24 protein-coding genes are annotated in these 22,727 nt (G+C 68.2%); 13 read left to right on the top strand and 11 right to left on the bottom strand.

The genetic code is table 11. The features are described from left to right. The first annotated feature begins 10 nt into the window (after window positions 1-10). The 4 genes from Q9R39_RS19075 to Q9R39_RS19060 are packed head-to-tail and all read left to right on the top strand — an operon-like array spanning window position 11 to window position 2,369. Window positions 11-685, top strand: a complete 675-nt coding sequence (locus Q9R39_RS19075) for a septum formation initiator family protein (protein ID WP_058250806.1) — start codon at window positions 11-13, stop codon at window positions 683-685. After that, entirely contained in the window at window positions 682-1,218 is a 537-nt protein-coding gene (locus tag Q9R39_RS19070; protein ID WP_058250805.1) for a DUF501 domain-containing protein, read from the top strand. The genes Q9R39_RS19075 and Q9R39_RS19070 overlap by 4 nt, the downstream gene beginning before the upstream one ends. Next, window positions 1,215-2,162: a Ppx/GppA phosphatase family protein gene (locus Q9R39_RS19065; protein ID WP_159370423.1), complete on the top strand. Its 948-nt coding sequence runs from the start codon at window positions 1,215-1,217 to the stop codon at window positions 2,160-2,162. The genes Q9R39_RS19070 and Q9R39_RS19065 overlap by 4 nt, the downstream gene beginning before the upstream one ends. Before the next feature lie 30 nt (window positions 2,163-2,192). Beyond that, a complete protein-coding gene (locus Q9R39_RS19060) occupies window positions 2,193-2,369 on the top strand; it encodes a hypothetical protein (RefSeq protein WP_175404283.1) in 177 nt (58 codons plus the stop codon). 11 nt (window positions 2,370-2,380) lie between these two features. On the opposite strand, the gene Q9R39_RS19055 is transcribed toward Q9R39_RS19060, so the two are convergent. The 4 genes from Q9R39_RS19055 to Q9R39_RS19040 form a co-directional block, all read right to left on the bottom strand. Further along, the gene (locus Q9R39_RS19055; protein ID WP_058250803.1) at window positions 2,381-2,878 is read right to left on the bottom strand and encodes a DUF4395 domain-containing protein; all 498 of its coding nucleotides are present in this window, start codon (window positions 2,876-2,878) and stop codon (window positions 2,381-2,383) included. A gap of 101 nt (window positions 2,879-2,979) precedes the next feature. Next, window positions 2,980-3,471: a hypothetical protein gene (locus Q9R39_RS19050; protein WP_058250802.1), complete on the bottom strand. Its 492-nt coding sequence runs from the start codon at window positions 3,469-3,471 to the stop codon at window positions 2,980-2,982. A 90-nt stretch (window positions 3,472-3,561) separates the two neighbouring features. Continuing rightward, the gene (locus Q9R39_RS19045) at window positions 3,562-4,776 is read right to left on the bottom strand and encodes an acyl-CoA desaturase (protein ID WP_311277980.1); all 1,215 of its coding nucleotides are present in this window, start codon (window positions 4,774-4,776) and stop codon (window positions 3,562-3,564) included. Window positions 4,777-4,845: 69 nt separating this feature from the next. Further along, entirely contained in the window at window positions 4,846-5,961 is a 1,116-nt protein-coding gene (locus Q9R39_RS19040) for a ferredoxin reductase (protein ID WP_068970640.1), read from the bottom strand. 161 nt (window positions 5,962-6,122) lie between these two features. Here Q9R39_RS19040 and Q9R39_RS19035 point away from each other — a divergent pair, with 161 nt between their 5' ends. Continuing rightward, entirely contained in the window at window positions 6,123-6,785 is a 663-nt protein-coding gene (locus tag Q9R39_RS19035) for a TetR family transcriptional regulator (RefSeq protein WP_068970639.1), read from the top strand. 34 nt (window positions 6,786-6,819) lie between these two features. On the opposite strand, the gene Q9R39_RS19030 is transcribed toward Q9R39_RS19035, so the two are convergent. Continuing rightward, window positions 6,820-7,053, bottom strand: a complete 234-nt coding sequence (locus tag Q9R39_RS19030; RefSeq protein ID WP_396275692.1) for an Lrp/AsnC ligand binding domain-containing protein — start codon at window positions 7,051-7,053, stop codon at window positions 6,820-6,822. A 142-nt stretch (window positions 7,054-7,195) separates the two neighbouring features. Here Q9R39_RS19030 and Q9R39_RS19025 point away from each other — a divergent pair, with 142 nt between their 5' ends. The 4 genes from Q9R39_RS19025 (at window position 7,196) to Q9R39_RS19010 (ending at window position 11,378) form a co-directional block, all read left to right on the top strand. Then, complete coding sequence (locus Q9R39_RS19025) at window positions 7,196-7,558, top strand: rhodanese-like domain-containing protein (RefSeq protein WP_269434027.1); 363 nt, start codon at window positions 7,196-7,198, stop codon at window positions 7,556-7,558. 199 nt (window positions 7,559-7,757) lie between these two features. Further along, complete coding sequence (locus Q9R39_RS19020) at window positions 7,758-8,936, top strand: LLM class flavin-dependent oxidoreductase (protein ID WP_058250898.1); 1,179 nt, start codon at window positions 7,758-7,760, stop codon at window positions 8,934-8,936. Window positions 8,937-9,003: 67 nt separating this feature from the next. Then, entirely contained in the window at window positions 9,004-10,131 is a 1,128-nt protein-coding gene (gene sfnG, locus Q9R39_RS19015) for a dimethylsulfone monooxygenase SfnG (RefSeq protein WP_058250796.1), read from the top strand. Further along, window positions 10,128-11,378, top strand: a complete 1,251-nt coding sequence (locus Q9R39_RS19010; RefSeq protein ID WP_058250795.1) for an SfnB family sulfur acquisition oxidoreductase — start codon at window positions 10,128-10,130, stop codon at window positions 11,376-11,378. The genes sfnG and Q9R39_RS19010 overlap by 4 nt, the downstream gene beginning before the upstream one ends. A gap of 24 nt (window positions 11,379-11,402) precedes the next feature. Here Q9R39_RS19010 and Q9R39_RS19005 read toward each other — a convergent pair whose 3' ends face one another. Further along, window positions 11,403-12,638, bottom strand: coding sequence for a TerD family protein (locus Q9R39_RS19005; RefSeq protein WP_058250794.1), 1,236 nt, complete (start codon window positions 12,636-12,638; stop codon window positions 11,403-11,405). Window positions 12,639-12,854: 216 nt separating this feature from the next. On the opposite strand from Q9R39_RS19005, the gene Q9R39_RS19000 reads away from it, so the two are divergent. The 3 genes from Q9R39_RS19000 to Q9R39_RS18990 all read left to right on the top strand — a co-directional run bounded on the left by Q9R39_RS19000 (window position 12,855) and on the right by Q9R39_RS18990 (window position 16,399). Then, on the top strand, window positions 12,855-14,447 hold the full coding sequence (locus tag Q9R39_RS19000) for a protein kinase domain-containing protein (RefSeq protein WP_311277979.1): 1,593 nt from the start codon (window positions 12,855-12,857) through the stop codon (window positions 14,445-14,447). After that, window positions 14,447-15,391, top strand: coding sequence for a hypothetical protein (locus tag Q9R39_RS18995; RefSeq protein ID WP_311277978.1), 945 nt, complete (start codon window positions 14,447-14,449; stop codon window positions 15,389-15,391). The genes Q9R39_RS19000 and Q9R39_RS18995 overlap by 1 nt, the downstream gene beginning before the upstream one ends. A gap of 162 nt (window positions 15,392-15,553) precedes the next feature. Further along, the gene (locus Q9R39_RS18990) at window positions 15,554-16,399 is read left to right on the top strand and encodes a hypothetical protein (protein WP_311277997.1); all 846 of its coding nucleotides are present in this window, start codon (window positions 15,554-15,556) and stop codon (window positions 16,397-16,399) included. 15 nt (window positions 16,400-16,414) lie between these two features. Here the strand turns inward: Q9R39_RS18990 and Q9R39_RS18985 are convergent, their stop codons facing one another. The 5 genes from Q9R39_RS18985 to Q9R39_RS18965 all read right to left on the bottom strand — a co-directional run bounded on the left by Q9R39_RS18985 (window position 16,415) and on the right by Q9R39_RS18965 (window position 22,060). Next, window positions 16,415-17,752: a YibE/F family protein gene (locus tag Q9R39_RS18985; protein ID WP_311277977.1), complete on the bottom strand. Its 1,338-nt coding sequence runs from the start codon at window positions 17,750-17,752 to the stop codon at window positions 16,415-16,417. A gap of 83 nt (window positions 17,753-17,835) precedes the next feature. After that, a complete protein-coding gene (locus tag Q9R39_RS18980; protein WP_058250790.1) occupies window positions 17,836-18,774 on the bottom strand; it encodes a MetQ/NlpA family ABC transporter substrate-binding protein in 939 nt (312 codons plus the stop codon). A gap of 87 nt (window positions 18,775-18,861) precedes the next feature. Continuing rightward, window positions 18,862-19,569, bottom strand: coding sequence for a methionine ABC transporter permease (locus Q9R39_RS18975; RefSeq protein WP_259935502.1), 708 nt, complete (start codon window positions 19,567-19,569; stop codon window positions 18,862-18,864). Beyond that, a complete protein-coding gene (locus Q9R39_RS18970; protein WP_288815957.1) occupies window positions 19,566-20,609 on the bottom strand; it encodes a methionine ABC transporter ATP-binding protein in 1,044 nt (347 codons plus the stop codon). Before Q9R39_RS18970 ends, Q9R39_RS18975 begins: the two co-directional genes overlap by 4 nt. Further along, the gene (locus Q9R39_RS18965; RefSeq protein ID WP_277242722.1) at window positions 20,606-22,060 is read right to left on the bottom strand and encodes an LLM class flavin-dependent oxidoreductase; all 1,455 of its coding nucleotides are present in this window, start codon (window positions 22,058-22,060) and stop codon (window positions 20,606-20,608) included. Before Q9R39_RS18965 ends, Q9R39_RS18970 begins: the two co-directional genes overlap by 4 nt. A 69-nt stretch (window positions 22,061-22,129) precedes the next feature. Between Q9R39_RS18965 and Q9R39_RS18960 the strand changes: the two genes are divergently transcribed. Then, complete coding sequence (locus Q9R39_RS18960; RefSeq protein WP_078112110.1) at window positions 22,130-22,633, top strand: mycothiol transferase; 504 nt, start codon at window positions 22,130-22,132, stop codon at window positions 22,631-22,633. The last annotated feature ends 94 nt before the right edge of the window (window positions 22,634-22,727 follow it).

Below are 22,727 nucleotides of genomic sequence, written 5' to 3'. Positions count from 1 at the left end.
AGCTGTCTGCATGGCTTCGCAGCGACGTCACCGCGGTGACGGGCGTCAGCGTGGGCGCGATCGTCGGGTAGACGCGCGCTCACGCGAACGCGCCCGTCGCACGCGGCGGCACGCTCGTCCTGCGTCGTCGGCGGCGCCCGAGGAAGCGGTCGAGGCGGCCGGGCACGAGGTTCCCGCCGATCTCGACGCACCGGTCGCCGACGACACCTCGGATTCCGGGGTCCGTCGGGTGGCGCCGGAGCGCGTGCCTCGAACCCGCCGACGTCCGGCCCGCGCCGGCATCGGCGCCCGCCTGCGTGGTGTCGAGATGACCCCGGCCGGCCTTGCGACGCTCGTCATCACCGTCGTGGTGGTGTGCGTGGTGGCACTGACGCTCGCGATGCCGCTGCGGACGTACTTCAGTCAGCGTTCGGAATTCCGTCAGCTGACCGCGTCGAACGAGCAGCTGCAACGCGAGGTCGCGGACTATCAGCAGAAGGTCAACGAGCAGAACGATCCCGCCTACATCGAGGCCCAGGCGCGGACGCGCCTGCAGTTCGTCAAACCAGGAGAGATCCCGCTCGTGATGTTGTTCCCCGCCGACGAGGCACGGCGCGAGGCCGCCGAACGTGCCGAAGAGCGCGCCCGCGCACCGTGGTACGGAAATCTCTGGGACACGCTGTCGACCCCTCCCGGCGTGCAGTGAGCTCCTCCTCCGGCCACGGTGTCTCCGCGGAGGATCTCGCCACGGTGGCCGCCCAGCTCGGACGCGAACCGCGCGGGGTCCTCGAGATCAGCTACCGCACACCTGACGGGAAGCCCGCGGTCGTCAAGACCGCGCCCCGGCTGCCCGACGGCACACCGTTCCCGACGTTGTACTACCTGACCGATCCGCGTCTGACCGCCGAGGCGAGCCGCCAGGAGTCGGCCGGTGTCATGAAGGGCATGACCGCGCGCCTGCACGACGACGCCGAACTCGCCGCGGCGTACCGCCGTGCGCACGAGGACTATCTCGCCGAACGCGACGCGATCGAACCCCTCGGCACCGATTTCACCGGTGGCGGTATGCCGGACCGGGTGAAGTGCCTGCACGTCCTGATCGCGCACTCCCTGGCCAAGGGCCCCGGGCTCAATCCTCTCGGTGACGAGGCGGTGGCGCTCGCGGCCGCGAACGGGTTGCGCGGCAGCGCGATTCCGGAGGACTGGCCCGAGCCGTCGGATACGGGGACCGACGAGTGACCGTCGTCGGAGCCGTGGACTGCGGCACCAACTCGATCCGCCTGCTCGTGGCGAAGCCGGGCCCGGACGGGCGACTCGTCGATCTCCATCGTGAGATGCGTGTGGTCCGACTGGGTTACGGCGTCGACGCGACCGGGATGTTCGCCGCGGAATCGATCGAGCGGACGCGGGTCGCCCTCAGCGACTATGTCGACACGATGGAAGCGCTCGGCGTCGAGAGAGTGCGGATGGTCGCCACCTCCGCGACCCGCGACGCGTCGAATCGCGACGAGTTCTTCGCCATGACCGCCGATCTGCTCGGGTGCGTGTCCGCAGGCGCGATCGCCGAGGTCATCACCGGCGACGAGGAGGCGCGGCTGTCGTTCCGCGGGGCAGTCGGCGAATTGGATTCGGCGGATGGGCCTTTCGTGGTCACCGACCTCGGCGGCGGTTCGACAGAAGTCGTCCTGGGCGATGCGGACGGTGTGACCGCGGCGTACTCGGCCGACATCGGGTGTGTTCGGCTGACCGAGCGTGCTCTGCCGTCCGACCCGCCCACGCCGGCGGAGCTGGCCGCGGCGACCGAATTCGCACGCGCACGTCTCGCCGAGGCGTTCGCCGCGGTGCCGGTTCAGTCCGCTCGCACCTGGGTGGGCGTCGCCGGCACGATGACGACGCTCGCCGCGCTCGGTGCCGGCCTCCCCGAGTACGACTCGGACGCGATCCATCTGTCGACGATCTCGCTGCCCGAACTCGACCGGGTCTGCCGGAACCTGATCGGTATGACACGCGCCGACCGCGCGGCGCTCGGACCGATGCACCCCGGGCGCGTCGACGTCATCGGCGGCGGATCACTGATCACCCTCGAGCTCGCGAGAGTGCTGTCGGAAAGTGCCGGTATCGACGAACTAGTCGTGAGCGAACACGACATCCTCGACGGGATCGCGTTGGGAATACTCGACTGAGCAATGCTCGATCCAGTTACCATGCGTCGCATGGCATACAACCTGCGTTGCCCCTGCGGTGAGTCCATCACGGCCCTCGAAGCCGACTTCGTGCCGTCGGTCCAGGCCCACCTCGCCGCCGAACATCCCGGCCGCGACTACAGCGAGACCGAGATCATGATGGTGGCCATGACCGTTCCCGACCGTTCGGTGAAGTCCGACGGCTGAGCGGCGTCGGATCAGACGGCAGCCGGATCGCGCAGCGAGATGTTGTTGCACGCCTCGCAGACCGACTCGGGGATGACACCGCGGCGCTGCAGGAATCCGAAGATCGTGCAGCCCAGGCAGAAGCCGAAGACGGCCTCGAGCGTAGCGGCGGCGATCAGCACGCCCGTGGCGATTTGGGCGGCGAGCCCGTAGCCGAGCAGGCTGAGCACGAAGGCGGTCCCGCTGACGACGAGGCCGATGGTCTGGGCGAACCGCTTGGGCGGCCCCGGGACCAGCTTCTCCTTGCGGATGATCTTCGGCACGAGGAAGCGCACCGAGAGTTGCCCGAAAGGCGACAGGGTCGGTCCCGATGCCACACGCAGCGCGAACCCCAGGGCGAGGATGCCGTAGAGCACGGGCGTGTTCGCCGACACCGCGATGATCGCGAGGACGACGACCAACCCGGCGGTACTGCGCGCGGCGTAGTCGTTGACCGGGTTCGGGAACGTGAGGACAGAGCGCACCGACATCGGGCAACAACCTCCGGAGAGCGGGGACAATCGCCGACCAAGGTACGTGCGACGGCCCCATCGGGCAACGATTGCGCCCAGGGTGAATCGATCGGCGCCGGTCAGGACCCTGCGGTCGGGTCCATTCGCGGCTCGGACGCGGCGATGTCCCGCGGGTCGTCGACGTCCGGTTCGTCCTTGTCGGTCTCGCCGCCGTCGGAGGCGAGTTCCGCCTCGCGGGAGACCTCGCCCTCCTGGTCGATACCGGCCTGCTCGCCGACGTCGATGCGGTCTGGCAGTTCGTCCATGTCCACTCCGGTCACCTCTCTGGCCTGTTCGGATTCGGCGTACGGGGCCGAGGTGTCCACCTCGGACGATGCGTCCGCGAACTCGGCGTCGATGATGCCGCTCGCGTCGTATCGCGAGTGCGCGTCGGCTTTGGCCTTGCGGGCGGCCTCGCGCATCTCGAACCCGTCGGTCACGATCTCACCGATCTCGCGGGTCACGCCCGCAACGGCTCCGGTGATGATGGTCGCTATCCGGCCGACATGGGTGGCCGTGGACTCGATCAATTCCTGGAACAGATCCTTGTTGCGTTCGATGCTGTCGACCATCGCTTCGGGAATCCCCCTGCAGTTGGTTGCGGCTGGAGCCTGATCGGTGTGCCCAGAGCCTACCCCCGGGGCACACCGATCAAACCGGCGTCAGGCGACCGAGGCGGGCTTCTCGCGCTCGACGATGACGGTGAGATCGTTGTCGTCGCGCGTCATCCAGTTGGGCAACGACAGCTTCGCGATCTTCTTCCAGGTCGACGCGAGCTGGTGGCTCAGCGAGCCGGTGTTGTACGGCAGTCCGTAGCGTTCGCAGATCTCCCGGACCTCCGCGGACATCTCGGGGTAGCGACTGGCCGGGATGTCGGGGAAGAGGTGGTGCTCGATCTGGTGCGAGAGGTTGCCGCTCATCACATGGAACAACGGGCTGCCGGTGATGTTGGCCGAACCGAGCATCTGCCGCAGGTACCACTGGCCCCGCGTCTCGTTCTGGCATTCCTCGGACGTGAATGTCTGTGCACCGCTGGGGAAGTGGCCACAGAAGATGATCGAGTAGGTCCACACGTTGCGCACCAGGTTGGCGGTCGCGTTACCGATGAGGGTCGGGACGAACAGCGGGCCCGTGAGCGCGGGGAAGACGACGTAGTCCTTGAGGACCTGACGACCGGCCTTGCGCCACATGCCTTTCAGCAGGCCTTTGACGTCACTCCACTTGCGCTTGCCGGCGATGACGTTCTCGGCTTCGAGGTCGTGCAGCATGACGCCCCACTCGAAGAGCAGCATGAGGGCGGTCGCGTAGCCGAGGTTGCCCAGGTAGTAGGGGTTCCACTTCTGATCGCGGTCCATTCGCAGGATGCCGTAACCAATGTCGCGGTCCTCACCCAGGATGTTGGTGAAGGTGTGGTGCAGGTAGTTGTGGCTGTGCTTCCACTGGTCGGCCGGACAGACGGTGTCCCACTCGAACTCGCGGGAGTTGTAGGTGTCCTCGCGCATCCAGTCGTACTGACCGTGCATGACGTTGTGGCCGATCTCCATGTTGTCGAGGATCTTCGATACCGAGAGGGCGCCTACCGCGGCGATCCACGCGGGCGGGAAGAACCCGAGGTACATGAGTGCGCGTCCGCCGATCTCGAAACCGCGCTGGGCGCGGATCACCGAGTAGAGGTAGTCGCGGTCCTTCTGGCCCAGGTCGGCGACGATCCGGGCCCGCAGGGCGTCGAGGTCTCGCCCGAGCGCCTCGACCTGCTCGTAGGACATGACGACGGTGTTGGGGTCGTCCGCGACCTTCTGGTCGGCGCCGACGCGATGCAGCGCGGGCAGGTTGTTGTCGATGGTGGTCTCGACGTCACGGCTGATGTCGATGGTCATGGCATTGCCTCCTTCTCGGAGAGGAGATGTGGCTGGGAAGGGTGGATCTGGGGGATCAGCTCGCGGGCATCAGATGTCGATGTCGACCGAGCCGACCGGCGCGCTGATGCACAGCTGGATCTGGGTGTCGGACTCGTCGTCGATCTCGCCGGTGAGGACGTTGCGGGTGCACCCCGACTTCTTCGTCGCGACGCAGGAGAAGCAGATCCCCATCCGGCACCCGGATTCGGGCGTGAGCCCGGCCGTTTCGGCCTGGTCCAGGATCGGACGGCCGTCGTTGGCCGCCGACGTCCCCGACGAGGAGAACGTGACCTCGCCCTCGACGGAGTCCGGGTCGACGGCCGGGATGACCGGCGCGAAGGCCTCGCTGTGCAACGGCTGGCTGATGGCGAGTTCGGCATGGACCCGTGCGACCTCGTCCATGAGGGCGGCGGGGCCGCAGACGAACACGTCGGCGTCGGACAACCCCGGGATCCCCTCGAGGTGGTCGGCGCTGAAGTGTCCGTCGTCGCGCGTGTGGTACACGCGCAGGTCGAACCGGGGATGGCTGTCCGCGAGCTCACGCAGCTCGTCGCGGTAGGCGACGTCGGCCGGGGTGCGCGCATAGTGCACGAACGTGATCGGTCCCGCGTACCGTCGGGCGACGAGTGTGCGCGCCATTGAGAGTACAGGTGTAATCCCGCTGCCGCCGCTGACGAAGACCGCCGACGTCGGGTCGGTGTCGGGAAGCACGAACTCGCCGTCGGCGGCGGACAGCCCGACGACGTCCCCGGCGCGGGCGTGCTCACGAAGGTGGGTGGACACGAAGCCGTCGTCGTGTGCGGTGATGGTCAGCTCGATCTCGCCGTCCGGGCCCGCGGCGGCGTTGGCCGGCGAGAAGCAGCGGGTGTGCCGGACTCCGTCGATGACGACCTTGAGCTGCACGAACTGGCCAGCCTCGTGGCCTCGCCACTGACGGGTCGGACGAATGGTGAGGCGGACGGTGCGCGACGTGGGACGCTCGACACGGGTGATCTCGCCGCGCAGATCGCGCCAGGTGATCATCGGATCGAGCAACTCGAGGTAGCGGTCGACCGGATGCGGCGACAGCGCTGCCTCCACGATCGAACCGACCAGACGGCTCCACCGGCCGGGCTCGGCGCCGGTGCCGGCGCGGGTCTGGTCCTGGGGTGTGCGGATGCTCATGGGCTGGGCTCCGTTCGGTCTGTTTCGGTGTACATGTGTACACCGGCAAGTGTGACACAGCGCGACAGTCGATCGTCAAGTGTTGGCCGATGTGACTGCCGTCACGACACCGCCTGTGCCTCTGCGTCGCGTCGGCCGACCCGACGCATAGACTCGGGTGCGTGACACGCACGCGAGAGCCGAGCCGGCGCGATGCGCAGACCCGTGCGGACCGCAAGAACCAGACGCGACAGGCGTTGCTGGACACCACGCGGTCACTGGTCGGCGAGCGCAGTTTCGGCAGCATCAGCCTCCGTGAGGTCGCCCGTGGCGCCGGAATCGTGCCGACCGCCTTCTATCGCCACTTCGCATCGATGGAGGATCTCGGGGTCACCGTCGTCGAGGACTCGATGCGCGTCCTGCGACGGGCGCTGCGTGAGGGACGACGCGACCTGGCGGCGCGTGACGCCCTGCCCACCGCGCAGAACTCGCTGGCCATCCTGCTGCGGCACGTCCGCGAGAACGAGTCGCAATTCCGGTTCCTGGTGCGCGAGCAACGGGGCGGCATCGCCGAGATCCGTCGCGCGATCGGCACCGAACTCCGGTTGTTCTCCAAGGAACTCGCGATCGATCTCGCCCGGATCCCGGACCTGGCACGGTGGCAGTCCGACGACCTCGAACTGGCAGCGGAGCTGATCGTCATCATCATGCTCACCGCGGTGGCCGATCTGCTCGACGGTGAGTATCGCGGACGTTCCGCCGAGCAGGAGATCGTCGAGCGCACCGAGCGACAACTCGTGATGGTCTTCCTCGGTATGGGGCAATGGCGCCCGTCGACCGACTGAGCGGCGGGGATCGGACGCCCTGGTAGTTGCCGACCTACAGCTTGTCGGCGCTCTCGGTGAGTCCCGACCCGGGCGGAAGTAGCGGGCGAGGTGGCAGCGGGGAGGAGTAGACCACATTGGTGGTGACGCTGCCGAGGGTTCCGACCATGCCGCTGACCCGTTCCAGGTGCTTCATGTCGGTGGCGACGACCTTCATGATGAAACAGTCGTCGCCGGTGACGTGATGCGCCTCGATGACTTCGGGTAGCTCCGCGAGCAGGGTGTGCAACGGCTCGTACCTGCTGCTGGGATACCGCAGCCGTAGGAAGGCCAGGATCGCGAACCCGAGCCGCTCGGGGTCGACGCTGGCGCTGTAGCCGCTGAATCACCCCGAATTCTTCGAGGCGGGCTTCGAGACCGATGCGTCCGACGTGCACGCCGATCAGGAACGCGGTGTGAACTTCGTCTTGATCGACTCACGAGGTGAGGCGGCGTGGGCGCAGGGGCGCATCGTCGGAGCCGTGCACATGCCGACGTCACAGATCGCCGCGCGCGCCGTCGACGAGATAGCAACGAGCACACCGGTTGTGACGTACTGCTGGGGGCCCGGATGCAATGGTTCGACGCGGGCCGCGCTGGAGTTCGCCAAGCTGGGTTACCGGGTCAAGGAGATGATCGGCGGTTACGAGTACTGGGCGCGCGAGGGCTACCCCGTCGAGAATGATCACAGCCGGATCATCAGGTCCAAAGACCCGCTCACCGCGCCACTGGACTCGGTGGTCTGTGACTGCTGAAACAGTCGTATCCGCCGACGCCTAGCGGCCGGGCCCCGCGGTTGTCGATTTGCCCTCAGGGCGATTTCAACTGTGGTCCGTCGACGCGATGGTGCCGGACACTGGGCCGAGGCACCGCGCCGGCCCACTCGCCTCGAGGCGGGAGTCGAGGCGGTGTCGTGCTAGTCACGTGCCGACCCGACCGAAAGGTGCCCTCGCGGTGTCTCTGCATTTCCACTGGTTCCTGCCCACCTACGGCGACTCGCGCAATCTGATCGCGGGCGGACACGGCAGCCAGATGACAGGGGACCGGCCGGCCGATCTGCGCTACCTCAAACAGCTCGCCGGCGCCGCCGAGGCCAACGGCTTCGAAGCCGTCCTGACCCCGGCAGGTCTCTGGTGCGAGGACGCCTGGCTGACCACCGCCGCTCTGATCGACGCCACCGAGAGCCTCAAATTCCTGGTGGCGTTCCGCCCCGGGCTCATCTCGCCGACGCTGGCCGCCCAGATGGCCGCCACGTTCCAGTGGCATTCGCAGGGCCGCCTTCTGGTCAACGTCGTCACCGGCGGCGAGTCGAGTGAACAGCGCGCCTTCGGCGACTTCCTGGCGAAGAACGCGCGGTACGAGCGTTGCGACGAGTACCTGGAGATCATCCGGCGACTCTGGACCGAGGAAGAACCCGTCGACGTGGTGGGGAAGTACCTGCGCGTCGAGGGTGCGCAGCTCGGACGCCGCCCCGATCCGACGCCGGAGATCTTCTTCGGCGGATCGTCGCCGGCCGCCGGTGACGTCGCCGCCAAGCACGCCGACACCTACCTCACCTGGGGCGAACGTCCGGACGCGGTGGCCGAGAAGATCGCGTGGGTCAACGGCCTCGCGGCCGCGCAGGGCCGGGAACTCTCGCACGGCATCCGTTTTCACGTGATCGCCCGCGAGACGTCGGAGCAGGCCTGGGCCGAGGCGGCCCGTCTGCTCGGTGCGCTCGATCCGGCGCAGGTCGCGACCGCCCAGCAGAATCTGGCGCGCTCGGAGTCCGAGGGTCAGCGACGTATGTCCGAACTCCACGGTCGTGGAGCCGGTTTCGCCGACCACAACGATCCGCACTCGCTGGAGATCCACCCCGGCGTGTGGGCCGGGGTCGGACTCGTCCGTGGTGGTGCCGGCACCGCTCTGGTCGGCTCCTACGACGAAGTGGCCGCACTCATCGCCGAGTACGCCGCGCTCGGACTGGACCACTTCATCCTGTCGGGCTATCCGCATCTCGAAGAGGCGTACCACTTCGGCGACGGGGTCCGGCCCGCTCTCGCCCGGCTCGGACTGCTCGACCCGGCGTCGGCAGGCCCGTCCGAGGCCGTGCGCACCGCGTTCCTGCCGCGTTTGCAGGCCGCATCATCCTGATCGACAACACTTTTCACCTTCACCACGTCCCTTCTCGCCATGTAACCGACACCTCGCGGAGGTAGCCATGTCCACCGAGTCCATCGCGGACCAGATCAAGTTCGCCTACTGGGTGCCCAACGTCAGCGGTGGCCTGGTCACCAGCACCATCGAGCAACGCACCGGCTGGGACTACGACTACAACGTCAAACTCGCGCAGACCGCCGAGAACAACGGTTTCGAGTACGCGCTGTCGCAGGTGCGGTACGAGGCAAGCTACGGAGCCGAATACCAGCACGAATCCACCAGTTTCAGCCTCGCGCTCCTGCTCGCCACGCAGCGGCTGAAGGTGATCGCGGCGGTGCACCCGGGGCTCTGGCATCCGGCCGTCCTGGCGAAGCTCGGCGCCACCGCCGACCACCTGTCCAAGGGTCGCTTCGCGATCAACGTCGTCAGCGGCTGGTTCAAGGACGAGTTCACCCACCTCGGCGAGCCGTGGCTCGAGCACGACGAGCGGTACCGGCGCAGCGGAGAGTTCCTCGAGGTGATCCGCAAGATCTGGACCGAGGACGAGGTCGACTACCGCGGCGACTTCTACCGCATCCACGACTTCACGCTGAAGCCCAAGCCGCTCAACACCGTCGAGCGTCCGAACCCCGAGCTGTTCCAGGGCGGGAACTCCTCGGCCGCCCGCAACAACGGCGGACGGTACGCGGACTGGTACTTCTCCAACGGCAAGGACTTCGACGGCGTGACCGAGCAGCTCGACGACCTCCGCGCCGTCGCACGTGCCCACGAGCGCGAGGTGAAGTTCGGGCTCAACGGCTTCATCATCGCGCGGGACACCGAGAAAGAGGCCCGCGACACTCTGCGCGAGATCGTCGAGAAGGCGAATCGCCCTGCGGTGGAGGGCTTCCGGGACGCCGTCCAGCAGGCCGGGAACTCGACAGGCGACAAGAAGGGCATGTGGGCCGACTCGTCGTTCGAGGACCTCGTCCAGTACAACGACGGCTTCCGGACCCAGCTGATCGGCACCCCGGAGCAGGTGGCCGAACGCATCGTCGCCTACAAGCGTCTGGGCGTCGACCTGATCCTCGGCGGCTTCCTGCACTTCCAGGAGGAGATCGAGTACTTCGGTGAGAAGGTGCTGCCTCTGGTGCGCGAGATCGAGGGCGCCCAGAGCGACACCGCCCCGACGCCTGCGGGAGTGGCGTGACCGCAGTGAGCCAGGCGCGGGTCCGGTCCGCCGTGCGGATCGGGTCCGAGGCCGAGGCGCTGTCGATCGCGCGCGAACTGGCCGCCGAATTCGCGGTCGGGGCGGCCGAGCGCGACCGCGAACGTCGGTTGCCCCATGCCGAGATCGACCGTCTGTCGCAGTCGGGGCTGCTGGCACTCACCGTCCCGGCTCGGTTCGGTGGTCTCGACCTGCGTCCCAGTGCGCTCGCCGAGGTGGTGTCCATCCTGGCCGCCGCGGACGCGAGCATCGCGCAGATCCCGCACAGCCACTTCGTCTACCTCAACCTCGTCCGCCTGTCCGCGGGAGAAGTGTTGCAGGAGCGCATCTTCGCCGACGTCCTCGCCGGCGGACGGGTGGCCAACGCTCAGTCCGAGCGGGGCGGCAAGACCATCGCCGACATCTCGACACGGTTGAGTCCGGTGGCCGATCGAGCATCGACGCTATTCGTCCTCGACGGTGAGAAGTTCTATTGCACCGGTTCGTTGTTCGCGGACACCCTCGCCGTCCTCGCGCGGTTGGACGTCGCCGTCGGCGACGTCGCGCCCGGGGAGTACGTGGCGTTCGTCCCGGCCGATGCCGACGGCGTGGAGATCGTCGACGACTGGGATGCGGTGGGACAGCGCACGACCGGCTCGGGGACCGTCCGGTTCAGCGGGGTCGGCGTGGGTCTCGCGGATCTGGTGGCGCGCGCACCGGCAACATCGGCGCCCACCGGTTACGGCGCCTTCGCCCAGCTGCTCCATGTGGCGATCGACGTCGGTATCGCCCGCGGTGCGCTGCGCGCGGCGTCGGAGTTCGTGCGTACGAAGTCGCGACCGTGGTTCGAGGCGAATGTCGAACGGGCAGTGGATGATCCGCTGTTGGTGCAGCGCTTCGGCGAGTTGGAGGTCGAGGTCGCGACCGCCGAGGCGACCCTCGCCGCGGCCGGTCGAAGAGTCGACGCGGCAGTGGGAGGTACCCCGGAATCGTCCTCGCGCGAGTTGGTCGCGGAGGCCTCGATCGCAGTCGCGACGGCGAAGGTGGTGGCCGACCGGGTGGCCCCCTCGGTGGCGTCGGCCCTGTTCGAGGTGAGCGGGACCCGCAGTGCCGCCGGTGGTGGGGGGCTGGATCGCTTCTGGCGCGACGCCCGGACGCACACGCTGCACGACCCCGTGCGATGGAAGTACCAGCACATCGGGCGCTGGGTTCTGCGCGGCGAGGAGCCGCCCCTGCACGGCGTGATCTGACCGCGGGGGCGTCCGGCGTCGGCGTCAGAGGTAGCGGCCGACGAGCGGCACGGCCTTCTTCGGGGTCTTCGCGTTGAAACCGTCGCCGATCGCACGCAGTTTCCACTCGCCGCCGTCGCGGGAGATGACCGCCATCGCGACCGCGGTGAACGGCATCCCGCCCTTGAGGGTGTAACGGGCCAGCTCGGCGGAGGTCGTCTCGTCGACGAGCCGGCAGTAGGCGTTCTCGATCTTCTCGAACGTGTGGCCCCGGTACGACGTGACGATGAACATCAACGCGTCGATCTGGGGTGGGACCGACTGCAGCGCAACGCGGATGACCTCGTCGTCGCCCTCGCCTTCACCGGTGAGGTTGTCGCCGGAGTGCAGGATCGAACGGTTCTTGCTGTTGAGGTGACCGTAGTAGACGGTCTCGACGCATTTCCCGCCCGAGAACATGAGCACCGAGGCGTCGAGGTCGATCGAGCCCCGGCGCCCGAATCCGCCGCGCACCGGATCCCACCCGAGTCCCATCTGGATGTCGGTGAGTGCCACGCCACCCTCCTTGCGGAGGGTGACCTTCTGGCCTTTCGCCAGGCTCACCGGGGCGCCCTTGCGCAGGCTGACCTCGGCGGGCTGCGCCGGGGGTGCGGGAGCAGGCGGTCCGGGTGCAGGGGGCGCGGGAGTGGGCGCCGCCGCCGGGGGCGCGGGTGCCGGGGGAGTGGGAGCCGACGGCTGCGAGTAGCTGATCGGCGCGGGCGGGGCGGGTATCGGTTGCGGCTCGTCGTCGACGCTCACCCCGTGGTCGCGGACCAGGTCGGCGAAACCGCCCGCGTATCCCTGACCGACGGCACGTACCTTCCACTCGCTGTTGCGTCGGTACACCTCGAGGGCGATGACCACCGACTCGCTGGTGAGGCCGGTGACGGTGAAGTCGTACAGCGGCCGGCCCGCTTCGTCGGTGACGTGAGCGACCGGCGGTGCGAAACGGCCGAAGGTCGACGACGCGTCGTCGAGCGTGATGACCGCGCGGACCGCGTCGATGTCGGCAGGTACTCGAGCGGTCGAGATGTGCAGTCGCGCAGAACCTGCGGCGGCCTGTTCCAGCCGGACGCCGGGCCCGGTCGGCTGGTTGTAGAAGACGAAGTCGTCGTCGGTACGCACCACCCCCCGGTCGGTGACCAGGAGGGCCGACAGGTCGGCGGCGGTCGCGAGGTCCACCGAGACGATGACATCGGGGGTCGGCAACGGGCCGTTCTGGCCTTTGGTCAGAGCAGACATCTCCGGGCGTTTCCTCACATCAGTCGGGCCGAGTCCGTATCGGCGCCGGGAGCGGAGCGAGCGGGCCGAGTCCGTGCCGTCCGGGTGGACGGCGTCACCAGGCACAGCGTAGTCACGCGACGGCGCGGGCTCGGGGCCCGACGCGACACCTGTACTCGGAAGGTGCAATCGAGTGGTCGACAGACGATGTCCGATTACCGACATATGCTCCTGCGTATGGCTGGGAGTCGGGTCAACACACAGTTCGGGCCGTACCGCCTCGACGAACTACTGGGCCGCGGTGGGATGGGCGAGGTCTACCGCGCATACGACACGACCAAGGACCGGGTCGTCGCGCTGAAGCTGCTCAACCCCGGGCTGGCACACGATCCGATGTATCAGGAACGGTTTCGCCGGGAATCGCATGCCGCGGCCCGCCTCGGCGAACCGCACGTCATCCCGATCCACGACTGGGGCGAGATCGACGGCGTGCTGTACATCGACATGCGGTTGGTCGTCGGAGAAGATCTACGCGCGCTTCTGACGCAGGAGATGCGGCTCCCGCCCGAACGCGCGGTGTCGATCATCGAACAGGTGGCCGCGGCGCTCGACGCCGCACACGCCGAGGGGCTCGTGCACCGCGACATCAAACCGGAGAACATCCTGGTCGGGGCGAACGACTTCGCGTATCTCGTCGATTTCGGCATCGCGCATGCCGCCGAGGACACCCACCTCACCCAGACCGGGACGGCCGTGGGATCGATCGCCTACATGGCCCCGGAGTTGTTCGACGCCGCCCAGGTCAGCGCGGCCAGCGACATCTACGCCCTGGCCTGTGTGCTTTTCGAGTGCCTGACCGGGCGGGTGCCGCATCCGGCGACGACGGTGAGTGCGGCGATCAAGGCGGCCGTACTGTCACCGGCCCCGTCGCCGAGTGCGGTCAACGCCGACGTACCGCCGGCGATGGACGAGGTGATCCGCACGGCCCTCGCCGCCGATCCCGCGGCCCGCCATGACTCCGCGGGCGCGCTCGCCCGCGCGGCTCGCAGCGCGCTCGCCGGGGGCGTGGAGGGGGTCCGGCCGGGGCCGGATCTCGTCAAGGCGTCGCCACCGCCTCCGGAAGCACCCACCGGTGTCGTCCGCGCTCCGGACACGGTCATCGCGCCCACCGACCCCGGGTACGAACCGACCCTCGTGCGGCACACGACGGGCCCCGAGGCCGGAGCCGGGACCACCCAGTTCTCCGGGCCGCAGCAGTTCTCGGGGCCGCAGCAGTTCTCTGGGGCGCAGCAGTTCTCGGGGGCGCACAACTACGCAGGACCGCAACCCGGTCCGCCGGTGTACGGGCCGTCGGGGTATCCGCCCGCCTATCCGCCGCCGCAGCGACGCTCGGTCGCGATACCGGTGCTGATCGGGTTGATCGCGGTGGCACTCGTCGGGCTCGCCGTCCTCGGCGGCGTCCTGATCGCCGGCTCGGGTGACGATGTCGAGACCCGGGCCGACGAGGAGCCGACGACACCGACCGTGACCGAGACGGTGGCGCCCCCGCCGACCGTCCAGAACGTTCCGCCGGCGCCGCCGGCCCCGGCTGCGCCGCCGCCCGGTTCGAGTCCGTGCGATGCGACGGTCGGGATCGGTACATCGGTGACCAGCTGCCCGTTCGCGTTCGCGGTGCGCGATGCGTATGTGGGAGCGGGTGCGCCACGGTCGCCGCGTGTCGTGGTCGCGGTCAGCCCGGTCACCGGGCAGGCCTATGCGATGAACTGCGTTCCCGAAGGCGGGATCGTCGCGTGCCGGGGAGGCAATGACGCCCTGGTGCACATCTACTGATGGACACCACCCGACGGCCGTTGTGGCCCACGCGGACTCGGCGGAACCGCTGCATCGTCGTGCTCGGCGCGCTCGCGCTCCTCGCCGGTTGCTCGACCGAATCCGACCCGAAACCCGTTGTGCCGGTCACCGTCACGGTGACCGCCGACCCATCGGCGTCAACACCCGCCGCACGCGCTACAGACATCCCGACGTCGTCGGCGGCCGTCCCCTCCGCATCGTATGGAGGCCTCGCGGCGAGTTTCCGCAGGGTTGCCGCGTCGACCGGACTGACGGTCGGCATCGCGATCGCACCGGTCGGTGGGTCGGCCGTCCCCGGGCTCACCCTCGGCGATGCGACACCCCGGGTGGCGTGGTCGACGATCAAGGTCCCGCTCGCCGTCGCCGCAGAACGGGCGAACGGCCCGGGCCCGGCGGCGCGGGCCGCGATCGTCGACTCCGACAACGCCGCCGCGGAGAGCCTCTGGTCCTCGCTGGGCGGCGGACAGGCGGCAGCCAACGCCGTCACCGCGGTGCTGCGGGACGGCGGTGACACCACGACGGTGGTCCCGGCGACGCAGCGTCGTGCCGGTTTCACCGTGTTCGGGCAGACGGTGTGGTCGCTGCCGGGGGCCGCGACGTTCACCGCCGGCTTGCCCTGCATCTCGGGTTCGCGACAGGTCGTCGCCCTCATGGGTCAGGTGGGCGGCAATCAGCAGTGGGGAATCGAGATCATGCCGGCGCCCCGCGCAACCGCGGTGAAGGGTGGTTGGGGTCCAGGAGTGTCCGAGGGATACCTCGTCCGTCAGATCGGAATCCTCACCTTCCGCGACGGCCAACGTGCGGCGGTGGCGATGAGCGCGGTCGGGGGCTCGATGTCGGGGGGTATCGCCGCGCTGAATTCGGTGGCGAACTGGCTCGACACCAACCTCGCCCGTCTTCCGCGCGGACGCTGTTCCGCCTGACCGGTCCTCGAAGCGGTGTGACCCCGGTCCCAGCAAGGTTCCGATTGGGTATACAGCCTGGTCCCTGGTGCGTAACCGTCCTAGTCTCATGTGTCTGAAGTGACTCAGGAGACAGATGTGAAAGTTGTGACCAGGATCGGCGTGGTGTTCTGCGCGGTGGCGATGTCGATGGTGATCGGCGCGGGCTCGGCGACGGCGATACCGCTCCCCGTGATGCCGCCACTGCCGGAACCCTTCGCCACGTGGTTCAAGCCCCCGGAACCGCTCGACAAAAAGCTCGCGAAGAGCTATGCCGCACTGACGAAGTCGATGCGGAAGTCCTTGCCCGGCCAGCTCGGGATCGCGATCGTGCCCGTCGGCGGGGACGAGGTCATCTCACTCGGGTCGCTCAAATCGGGACGTGCATGGTCGACGATGAAGGTCCCGGTGTCGCTCGCCGCGCAGCGCGAGCGCGGTCCAGCGGTCGCCGCGATGGAGGACAAGGCGATCACGTTCTCCGACAACGATGCAGCCGGCGAATTGTGGGGGGTGCTCGGCGGCGGGCACGCGTCCGTCGACGCTGTCAGTGCGGTCCTCCGTGAGGGCCACGACGTCCGGACACACGTGTCCTCCGAGGTCGACAATCCGCCGTCGTACCCCGGTCACACCGCCTGGGCGCTACGCGACCAGGCGATCTTCGGCGCTCACCTGCCGTGTCTGCCCGACAGCGAACACCTCATCCGGCTGATGAGCGCCGTCGCCCCGAACCAGCAGTGGGGTATCGCGAAGGTGGGGCGCAGTCAGGGAGCGGTGACCGCGGTCAAGGGTGGCTGGGGTCCGGCGACGTCGAAGTCGTCGGCGCATCTGGTGCGGCAACTGGGCATCATCACCACGACCAGCGGCCAGGTCGCGGTGTCGATGGCGGCGATCCCGCGGAGTGGATCGTTCACCGACGGGACCAAGATGCTGACCCGGCTCGGCAATTGGCTCGGAAAGAACCTGGCCGACCTCCCCAAGGGTCGATGCTGATCGCGGGCCGTGACCTCAGGCCGCGGCGTGCGCGGCCGGTGTACGTCCCGCGCCCGCCGGGGTCGTGAGCGCGGCGGCGATCGCCGTCGTGAGCGGAACCGACAGCGCGATCGCGATACCGCCGACGAACGAGCGGGCCAACTCCACCGCGACGACGTCGGTGGTGAGCAGTCCGCCCAACGGCTGCTGGGCCACGGAGAACAACAGCATCAGCGGCAGCGCACTGCCCGCGTAGGCGAAGACAAGGGTGTACACCGTGCTCGCGATGTGGTCGCGGCCCACGCGCATCGCGGCGCGGAAGGTCGCGAGCCGTGACGGTTCGCCGGCCGCGGCCAGCTCGAAGGCCGCCGAGGCCTGGGTGATCGTGACATCGTTCAGAACACCGAGGGTGCCGATGATGAACCCGGCGAGCAGGAGACCGCTGACCGAGATGTTGCCCTGATACACCTGCAGATTGGTGGTCTGATCGCCCGAGAGCCCGGTGAGGTTCATGGTCCGGATGGCGAGCGAGCTCAGGAATCCCGCGAGCAGGAGGGAGGTCAGCGTCCCGAGCAGAGCCGAACTGGTCCGGAGACTGACACCGTGCGCGAGGTAGAGGACCACGAACAGGATCACCGCCGACGACACGACCGCCACCGCGACAGGGGACGACCCGTCGAGGATGGCCGGCAGCGTGAACACGGTGAGTATCCCGAAGGCGATCGCCAGCCCGATGATCGAGCGGAACCCGCGCCACGCCGCCACCAGCACGATCGCGGCGATGAACAGCACGGCCCAGAAGATGATCGCCGGTCCGCGCTGGAAGTCGAAGAAGCTGTACCGGTTGCTGCCGTCGGGGCCGGGAACGGTCGCGAGCCGGATGTCGTCACCGACGTTCAACGTCGGCTGGCCGGCCTGGGGGTCGTCGAGCGTGCCGGCGGCGGGGGCCACGGTGTCGGGCCCGGATCCGGCCTGTGCCCGGTTGGTCGGGATCTCCAGGACGGTGTACTTGCCGGCCACGTCACCGGAGGTGAACCGGACCGCGTTGAGGATGCACGGCCCACCCGGCACCGGATTCACCGGTATGTCGGCGGTCTCGAGCACTGATCCCGCCATCGAGTTGAGGCAATTCGCATGGAACTGGTCCACGATCTCGCCGTCGACCGTGGTGATCGGCCCGCCGTCGGCGGACCGGAACTGGGTGGGGATCGGGTGTTCGGAATCCGACGGCCACAGGACGACCATGCCGACCGCGACCGCGACCGCGGTCACCGCGAGCGTGCCGATGACGAACCACCGGGCGATCGGCGACAGCGTGTGGCTGATGTCGGACAGCGAGTGCGCATGACCGTGCCCGTGATGTGTGCGGCTCACGCGGTGAGCCTATGCGCACCGCACCCGGGTCGCGATGGGCGACCCGGGTGCGGTGATGGGGTGTGCAGCAGTGCCGACGCCGGTCACAGGGGCAGCAGGATGCCCTTGACCCGCGGATCGGTCCGCAGGAATTCCTGCACGGCAGGGTCTTTGAACGCGGCGACCAGGTTCTTGATGTTCTCGGTGTCCTTCCACTGCGTTCCGATGGTCAGCTGCCCGGCGAACTCGTCGGGAGCGGGCGGAGCGTAGATCTGCTTGGCGATGTCGATGTTCGCGGCGAGGTAGTACTCGGTGTAGCCCACGGTGGCGTCGAGGTCGGCGAGCGAGCGCGACTGGGCGGCGAAGTCGAGCAGGACGAACTGCAGGTTCCGCGGATTCGTGGCGATGTCCTTCTGGGTCGCCTTCCACTTGTCCACGCCTGGTTTCAGCGTGATGAGTCCGGCGCGTTCGAGCAGCCAGAGTCCCTGGGCCTCGTTCGCGGGATCGGAGTAGAGGGAGACGCGGGCGTTCTGCGGCAGGTCGGCGACGTCGCGGTACTTGTCCGACCAGATGCCGAATCCCCAGCGGAACACCGGCGTCGCGGCTTCCTCCTGGAAGTCCGGGTTCGCCTCGAGGACCTGCGACAGCCACAGCTTGTGCTGATAGACGGTGCCCGCGACCTCCCCGTCGCTGACCGCACGGTTCAGCGTCGTGGAGTCGGACAGGCCCTTGAATGCGACCTTGATGTCATACCGGGGTGCGACCTCGTCGGCGATGAACTCGACCAGTGCCTGCTCGGAGGCGTTGCCCTCGGCGGTGACGACGGTCAGTGTCGCACCGGCGGTCTCGTTGGGCGACGTCGAGTCGGACCCGAGGAAGCGCCAGCCGACGACGGCGGCGATCACGGCGACCACGACCAGCGCGCCGACGATCAGCGGCCAGCGGCGACGTGTCGAGATCTCGATTCCGGAACTGCCGGGCGGAGAGGGAGTCTCGCCGGATTTCGATGAGGTGCCGGTGGTGGAACCGGTGTCCTGTGTCATGGGGTGCCTTTCGGGTGTGGCTGGGTGATGCGGTGACGAGCGCTCCGCCGCTCAGGGAGCAGAGCCGGCCGGCGGTTTTGTGGTTCTTCAGTGGTTGGCCCGGCGGGACGTGACCGGGTTGAGGCTGCGGGCGAGGGCGTCGCCGGCGACCTGGATCACGGCCACCGTCACGATGAGCACGATGATGGTGGCGACCATGACCCCCTGATCGAATCGCTGGTAGCCGTAGGTGACCGCCACGTATCCGAGTCCGCCGGCGCCGATGGTGCCGGCGATCGTGGAGTACTCGATCATCGCGATGGTGTTGATCGTCAGTCCGCCGACGATGCTCGGCAGCGCCTCGGGAACCTGTGCCTTCCAGATGATCTGGGCGTTCGATCCGCCGGACGCACGTGCCACGTCGATCGTCGAGGCCGGGACCGACCGCAGCGAGTTCTCGACGATGCGTGTGAAGAAGGCGATGCCGGCGATCGACATCGGTACCACCGCCGCGGCGATGCCGATGTTCGTGCCCGTGACCAGGCGGGTGAACGGGATGATCGCCGTCATCAGCACCAGAAAGGGCAACGACCGACCGATGCTGATCACCCACGACAGGGGGGTGTGCAACGAGCGTCGTGCGAAAAGCCCGCCGGGAGCGAGGTTGTGGATGAGTGCGCCCAGCGGGACTCCCACCACCAGGACGACGACCATCACGATGCTCACCATCAGGACCGTGTCGATGGCCGCCGGGATGAGCAGGTCGGGGATCTCGTCGAGCGGCACCGTGATGTTCGCCGAATACGTGGTGCTCACGCGGCCACCTCGGAGCCGGTGACGGTCTCGACGGCGGTACCGCCCGCGGTCGCGGTGGCGTCGAGAAGGCGTGCGGCCAGGCCGAGTTCACCCGCGGCGCCGATGAATGCCGACGCGTGTCCGGTGGGCACCGACACGGTGAGATCGCCGAAGACGGTGCCGTCGATGGTCTGCACGTTGGCGCCCAGCACCGAGATCGAGATGTCGAGTCGCCTGCCCAGCTGGGTCAACCAGTCCGCGGGGACCGTCGCGGAGTGGTAGACCACCGAGATCGGGGTTTCGGCCGAGGCCGGTTGCGCACTCGGCCCGCGCGGCCGGAGTGCCCGTCCCAGAACCGAATCCGGTTCCAGGACCACCTGTTCCAGCCGGCCGTGCTCGACGATGCGGCCGCGTTCGAGACGGCCGACGGTGTCGGCGACCCGCACGACCGTGTCCATCTCGTGGGTGATGAACACCACCGCGAGATCCAGTTCGTCCCGAACGTCGGTGAGGAGCCGTAAGAAGGTGTCCGTGGCCGCGGGATCCAGACCCGAGGTGGCTTCGTCGGACAGCAGGACGGAAGGTTTGAGTGCGAGGGCCCGAGCGATGCCGACGCGCTGCCGCTGACCGCCGGACAGCTGATGCGGATACAGGTCCGCTTTGTCGGCGAGGCCGACCAGATCGAGAAGTTCGCCGACGCGTGCCGTGGTCGATCGCTTTGTCGCACCCAGATATTCGAGAGGCAAAGCGACATTCTGCGCCGCGGTTCGCCGGGACAGCAGACTCGCCGACTGGAACACGGTGCCGATCCGGCGCCGGGCGTCGCGAAGGCCCGACGTGCCCAGTGCGGTGAGATCCTCCCCGTTGACCACGACCTTGCCCGACGTCGGACGTTCCAGCAGATTCAGACACCGGGCCAGCGTGCTCTTGCCGGCGCCGGACGGGCCGACGACGGCGAAGATCTCACCGGCGTCGACAGTGAAGTCGACCTCGTCGAGCACCGTCGTCGGGTCGGGCGAACCGACACCGAACACCTTCGTCAACCCCACCACCTCGATCACCGGAGGCCCCCGTTCGCGCTGGTGAGCTGAGCGGCTTCCCTGATCGAATCGTCGATGGTCGAGTTGCTCCCACCGACCCGGTACGTGGACCCGCGATGGTTCTCCGGCAGTTGATCGCCACGCCCGAAGAGCTTGTGGCGCAGGGTTCCCGGGACGTAGTCCCGGTCGTAGAGTCCGCGCCGCTCGAGGGCGGGCACCACGTGGGTGATGATGTCCTCGAACGATCCGGGGGTCACCGCGTAGGCGACGTTGAAGCCGTCGACGTCGGTCTCGGTCACCCAGTCCTGCAGGGCTTCTGCCACCTCGTCGCCGGAGCCGATCAGGACCGGACCCATTCCGCCGATGCCGCCCCACGCCGCGATGTCCCGCACGCGCCATTCCTCGCCGGTGTCGCTCGCCTGCTGGAAAGCGGCGACCGCGGACTGGATCGCGTTGCTGTGCACGTTGCCGATCGGTTCGTCGATCTCGTAACTCGCGAGGTCGATGCCCATCCAGCCCGACATGAAGACCAGCGCACCCTCGGTGCTGGCGTAGGACTGGTACTCCGCGGCTTTCGCGCGGGCTGCCTCCGGAGTCGAGTCGGTGATGATCGTCAGCAGCGTGTAGATCTTCGCGTCGTACGGGTCGCGTCCGGCCAGGATCAGCTCGTCGCGCACCTTGCTCACCACATCACGCAGGATGGCCTTGGTCGGCGCGGCCACGAAGATGGCCTCGGCGTTCTCCGCGGCGAAACGTCGGCCGCGAGGCGAGGCCCCGGCCTGGTAGATGACCGGTGAACCCTGCGGCGACGGCTCGGCGAGGTGAATGCCGGGCACGGTGAAGTGGGTGCCGCGGTGCCCGATGTGATGGACCCGGGCCGGGTCGGCGAAGATGCCCGCCTCGCGATCGCGGAGGACCGCGTCGCGTTCCCACGAACCCTCCCAGAGCTTGTACAGCACGGTGAGGTACTCATCGGCCTGGTTGTAGCGTTCGTCGTGCTCGAGTTGATCGTCGGCGCCCATGTTGCGGGCTGCCGCAGGCAGGTATCCCGTCACCACGTTCCAGCCGATCCGGCCACGGGTGAGGTGGTCCAGCGTCGACAGACGCCGTGCGAAGGGGTAGGGATGCTCGAAACCCGTACCGGTGGTGACCCCGAAGCCGAGGTGTTCGGTGGCGTGCGCCATCGCCGAGACGAGCAACAGCGGGTCGTTCACGGGGATCTGCGCACCCTGGCGGATGGCGGCTTCGTCGTTGCCGGCGTACACGTCGTAGGTGCCCAGGACGTCGGCGATGAACAGACCGTCGAATCCGCCGGTCTCCAGCAAGCGGGCGAGGTCGACCCAGTAGTCGATGGTGTTGTAGTCCCACGACCGGTCGTCGGGGTGGCGCCATAGACCCGGTGACTGGTGCGCAACGCAATTCATGTCGAAGGCGTTGAATCGGATCTTACGTGGGGCATTCGGTTCTGACACCGGAGGAATGATGCTGACGGATCGTCGGAGTGGCCATCGTTGTGCCCACCGCGAACCTAAACTTGTGCCATGCGATCTACAGATGTGTTGCTCGACGGTCTCGGTCGAGTCGTTGAGAACGTTCACGCCGTCCTGGACGACATCTCCACCGAGGAATTGAACCGGGCTCCCGCGCCCGGTGCCAACACGATCGCCTGGCTCGTGTGGCATCTGACGCGCGTGCAGGACTCGCACGTCGCCGACGTCGCCGGAACCGACGAGGTGTGGGTGACCGGGGGATGGGTCGAACGGTTCGGTCTGCCGTTCGACCCCGGGGAGAGCGGGTACGGGCAGTCTGCCGACGAGGCGGCGCGGGTCGTCGTCGACGACCCGGACCTGTTGCGTGGCTACTACGACGCCACGCACGCGGTCAGCGTCGACTACATTGGCGCGCTGTCGGATTCAGATCTCGACCGCGTCGTCGACGAGAACTGGGACCCGCCGGTCACGTTGGGCGTACGACTGCTCAGCGTGATCGACGACGACACCCAGCACATCGGTCAGGCGGCATACGTCCGGGGCCTGTTGTCCTGATCCCGTCGCTGTCGCTCCGCGTTCTGAGTAATTGCGGCCTGGCGGCCGTCGTGGACCACGACAGAACCGTTGTGCGCGGTGCGAGCCCATTCAC

It is taken from the genome of Gordonia sp. AC31 (assembly GCF_031844505.1).
In the GTDB taxonomy this organism is placed as follows: Bacteria; Actinomycetota; Actinomycetes; order Mycobacteriales; family Mycobacteriaceae; genus Gordonia; species Gordonia hongkongensis.
This window is presented reverse-complemented; position numbering and strand designations above follow the sequence as displayed.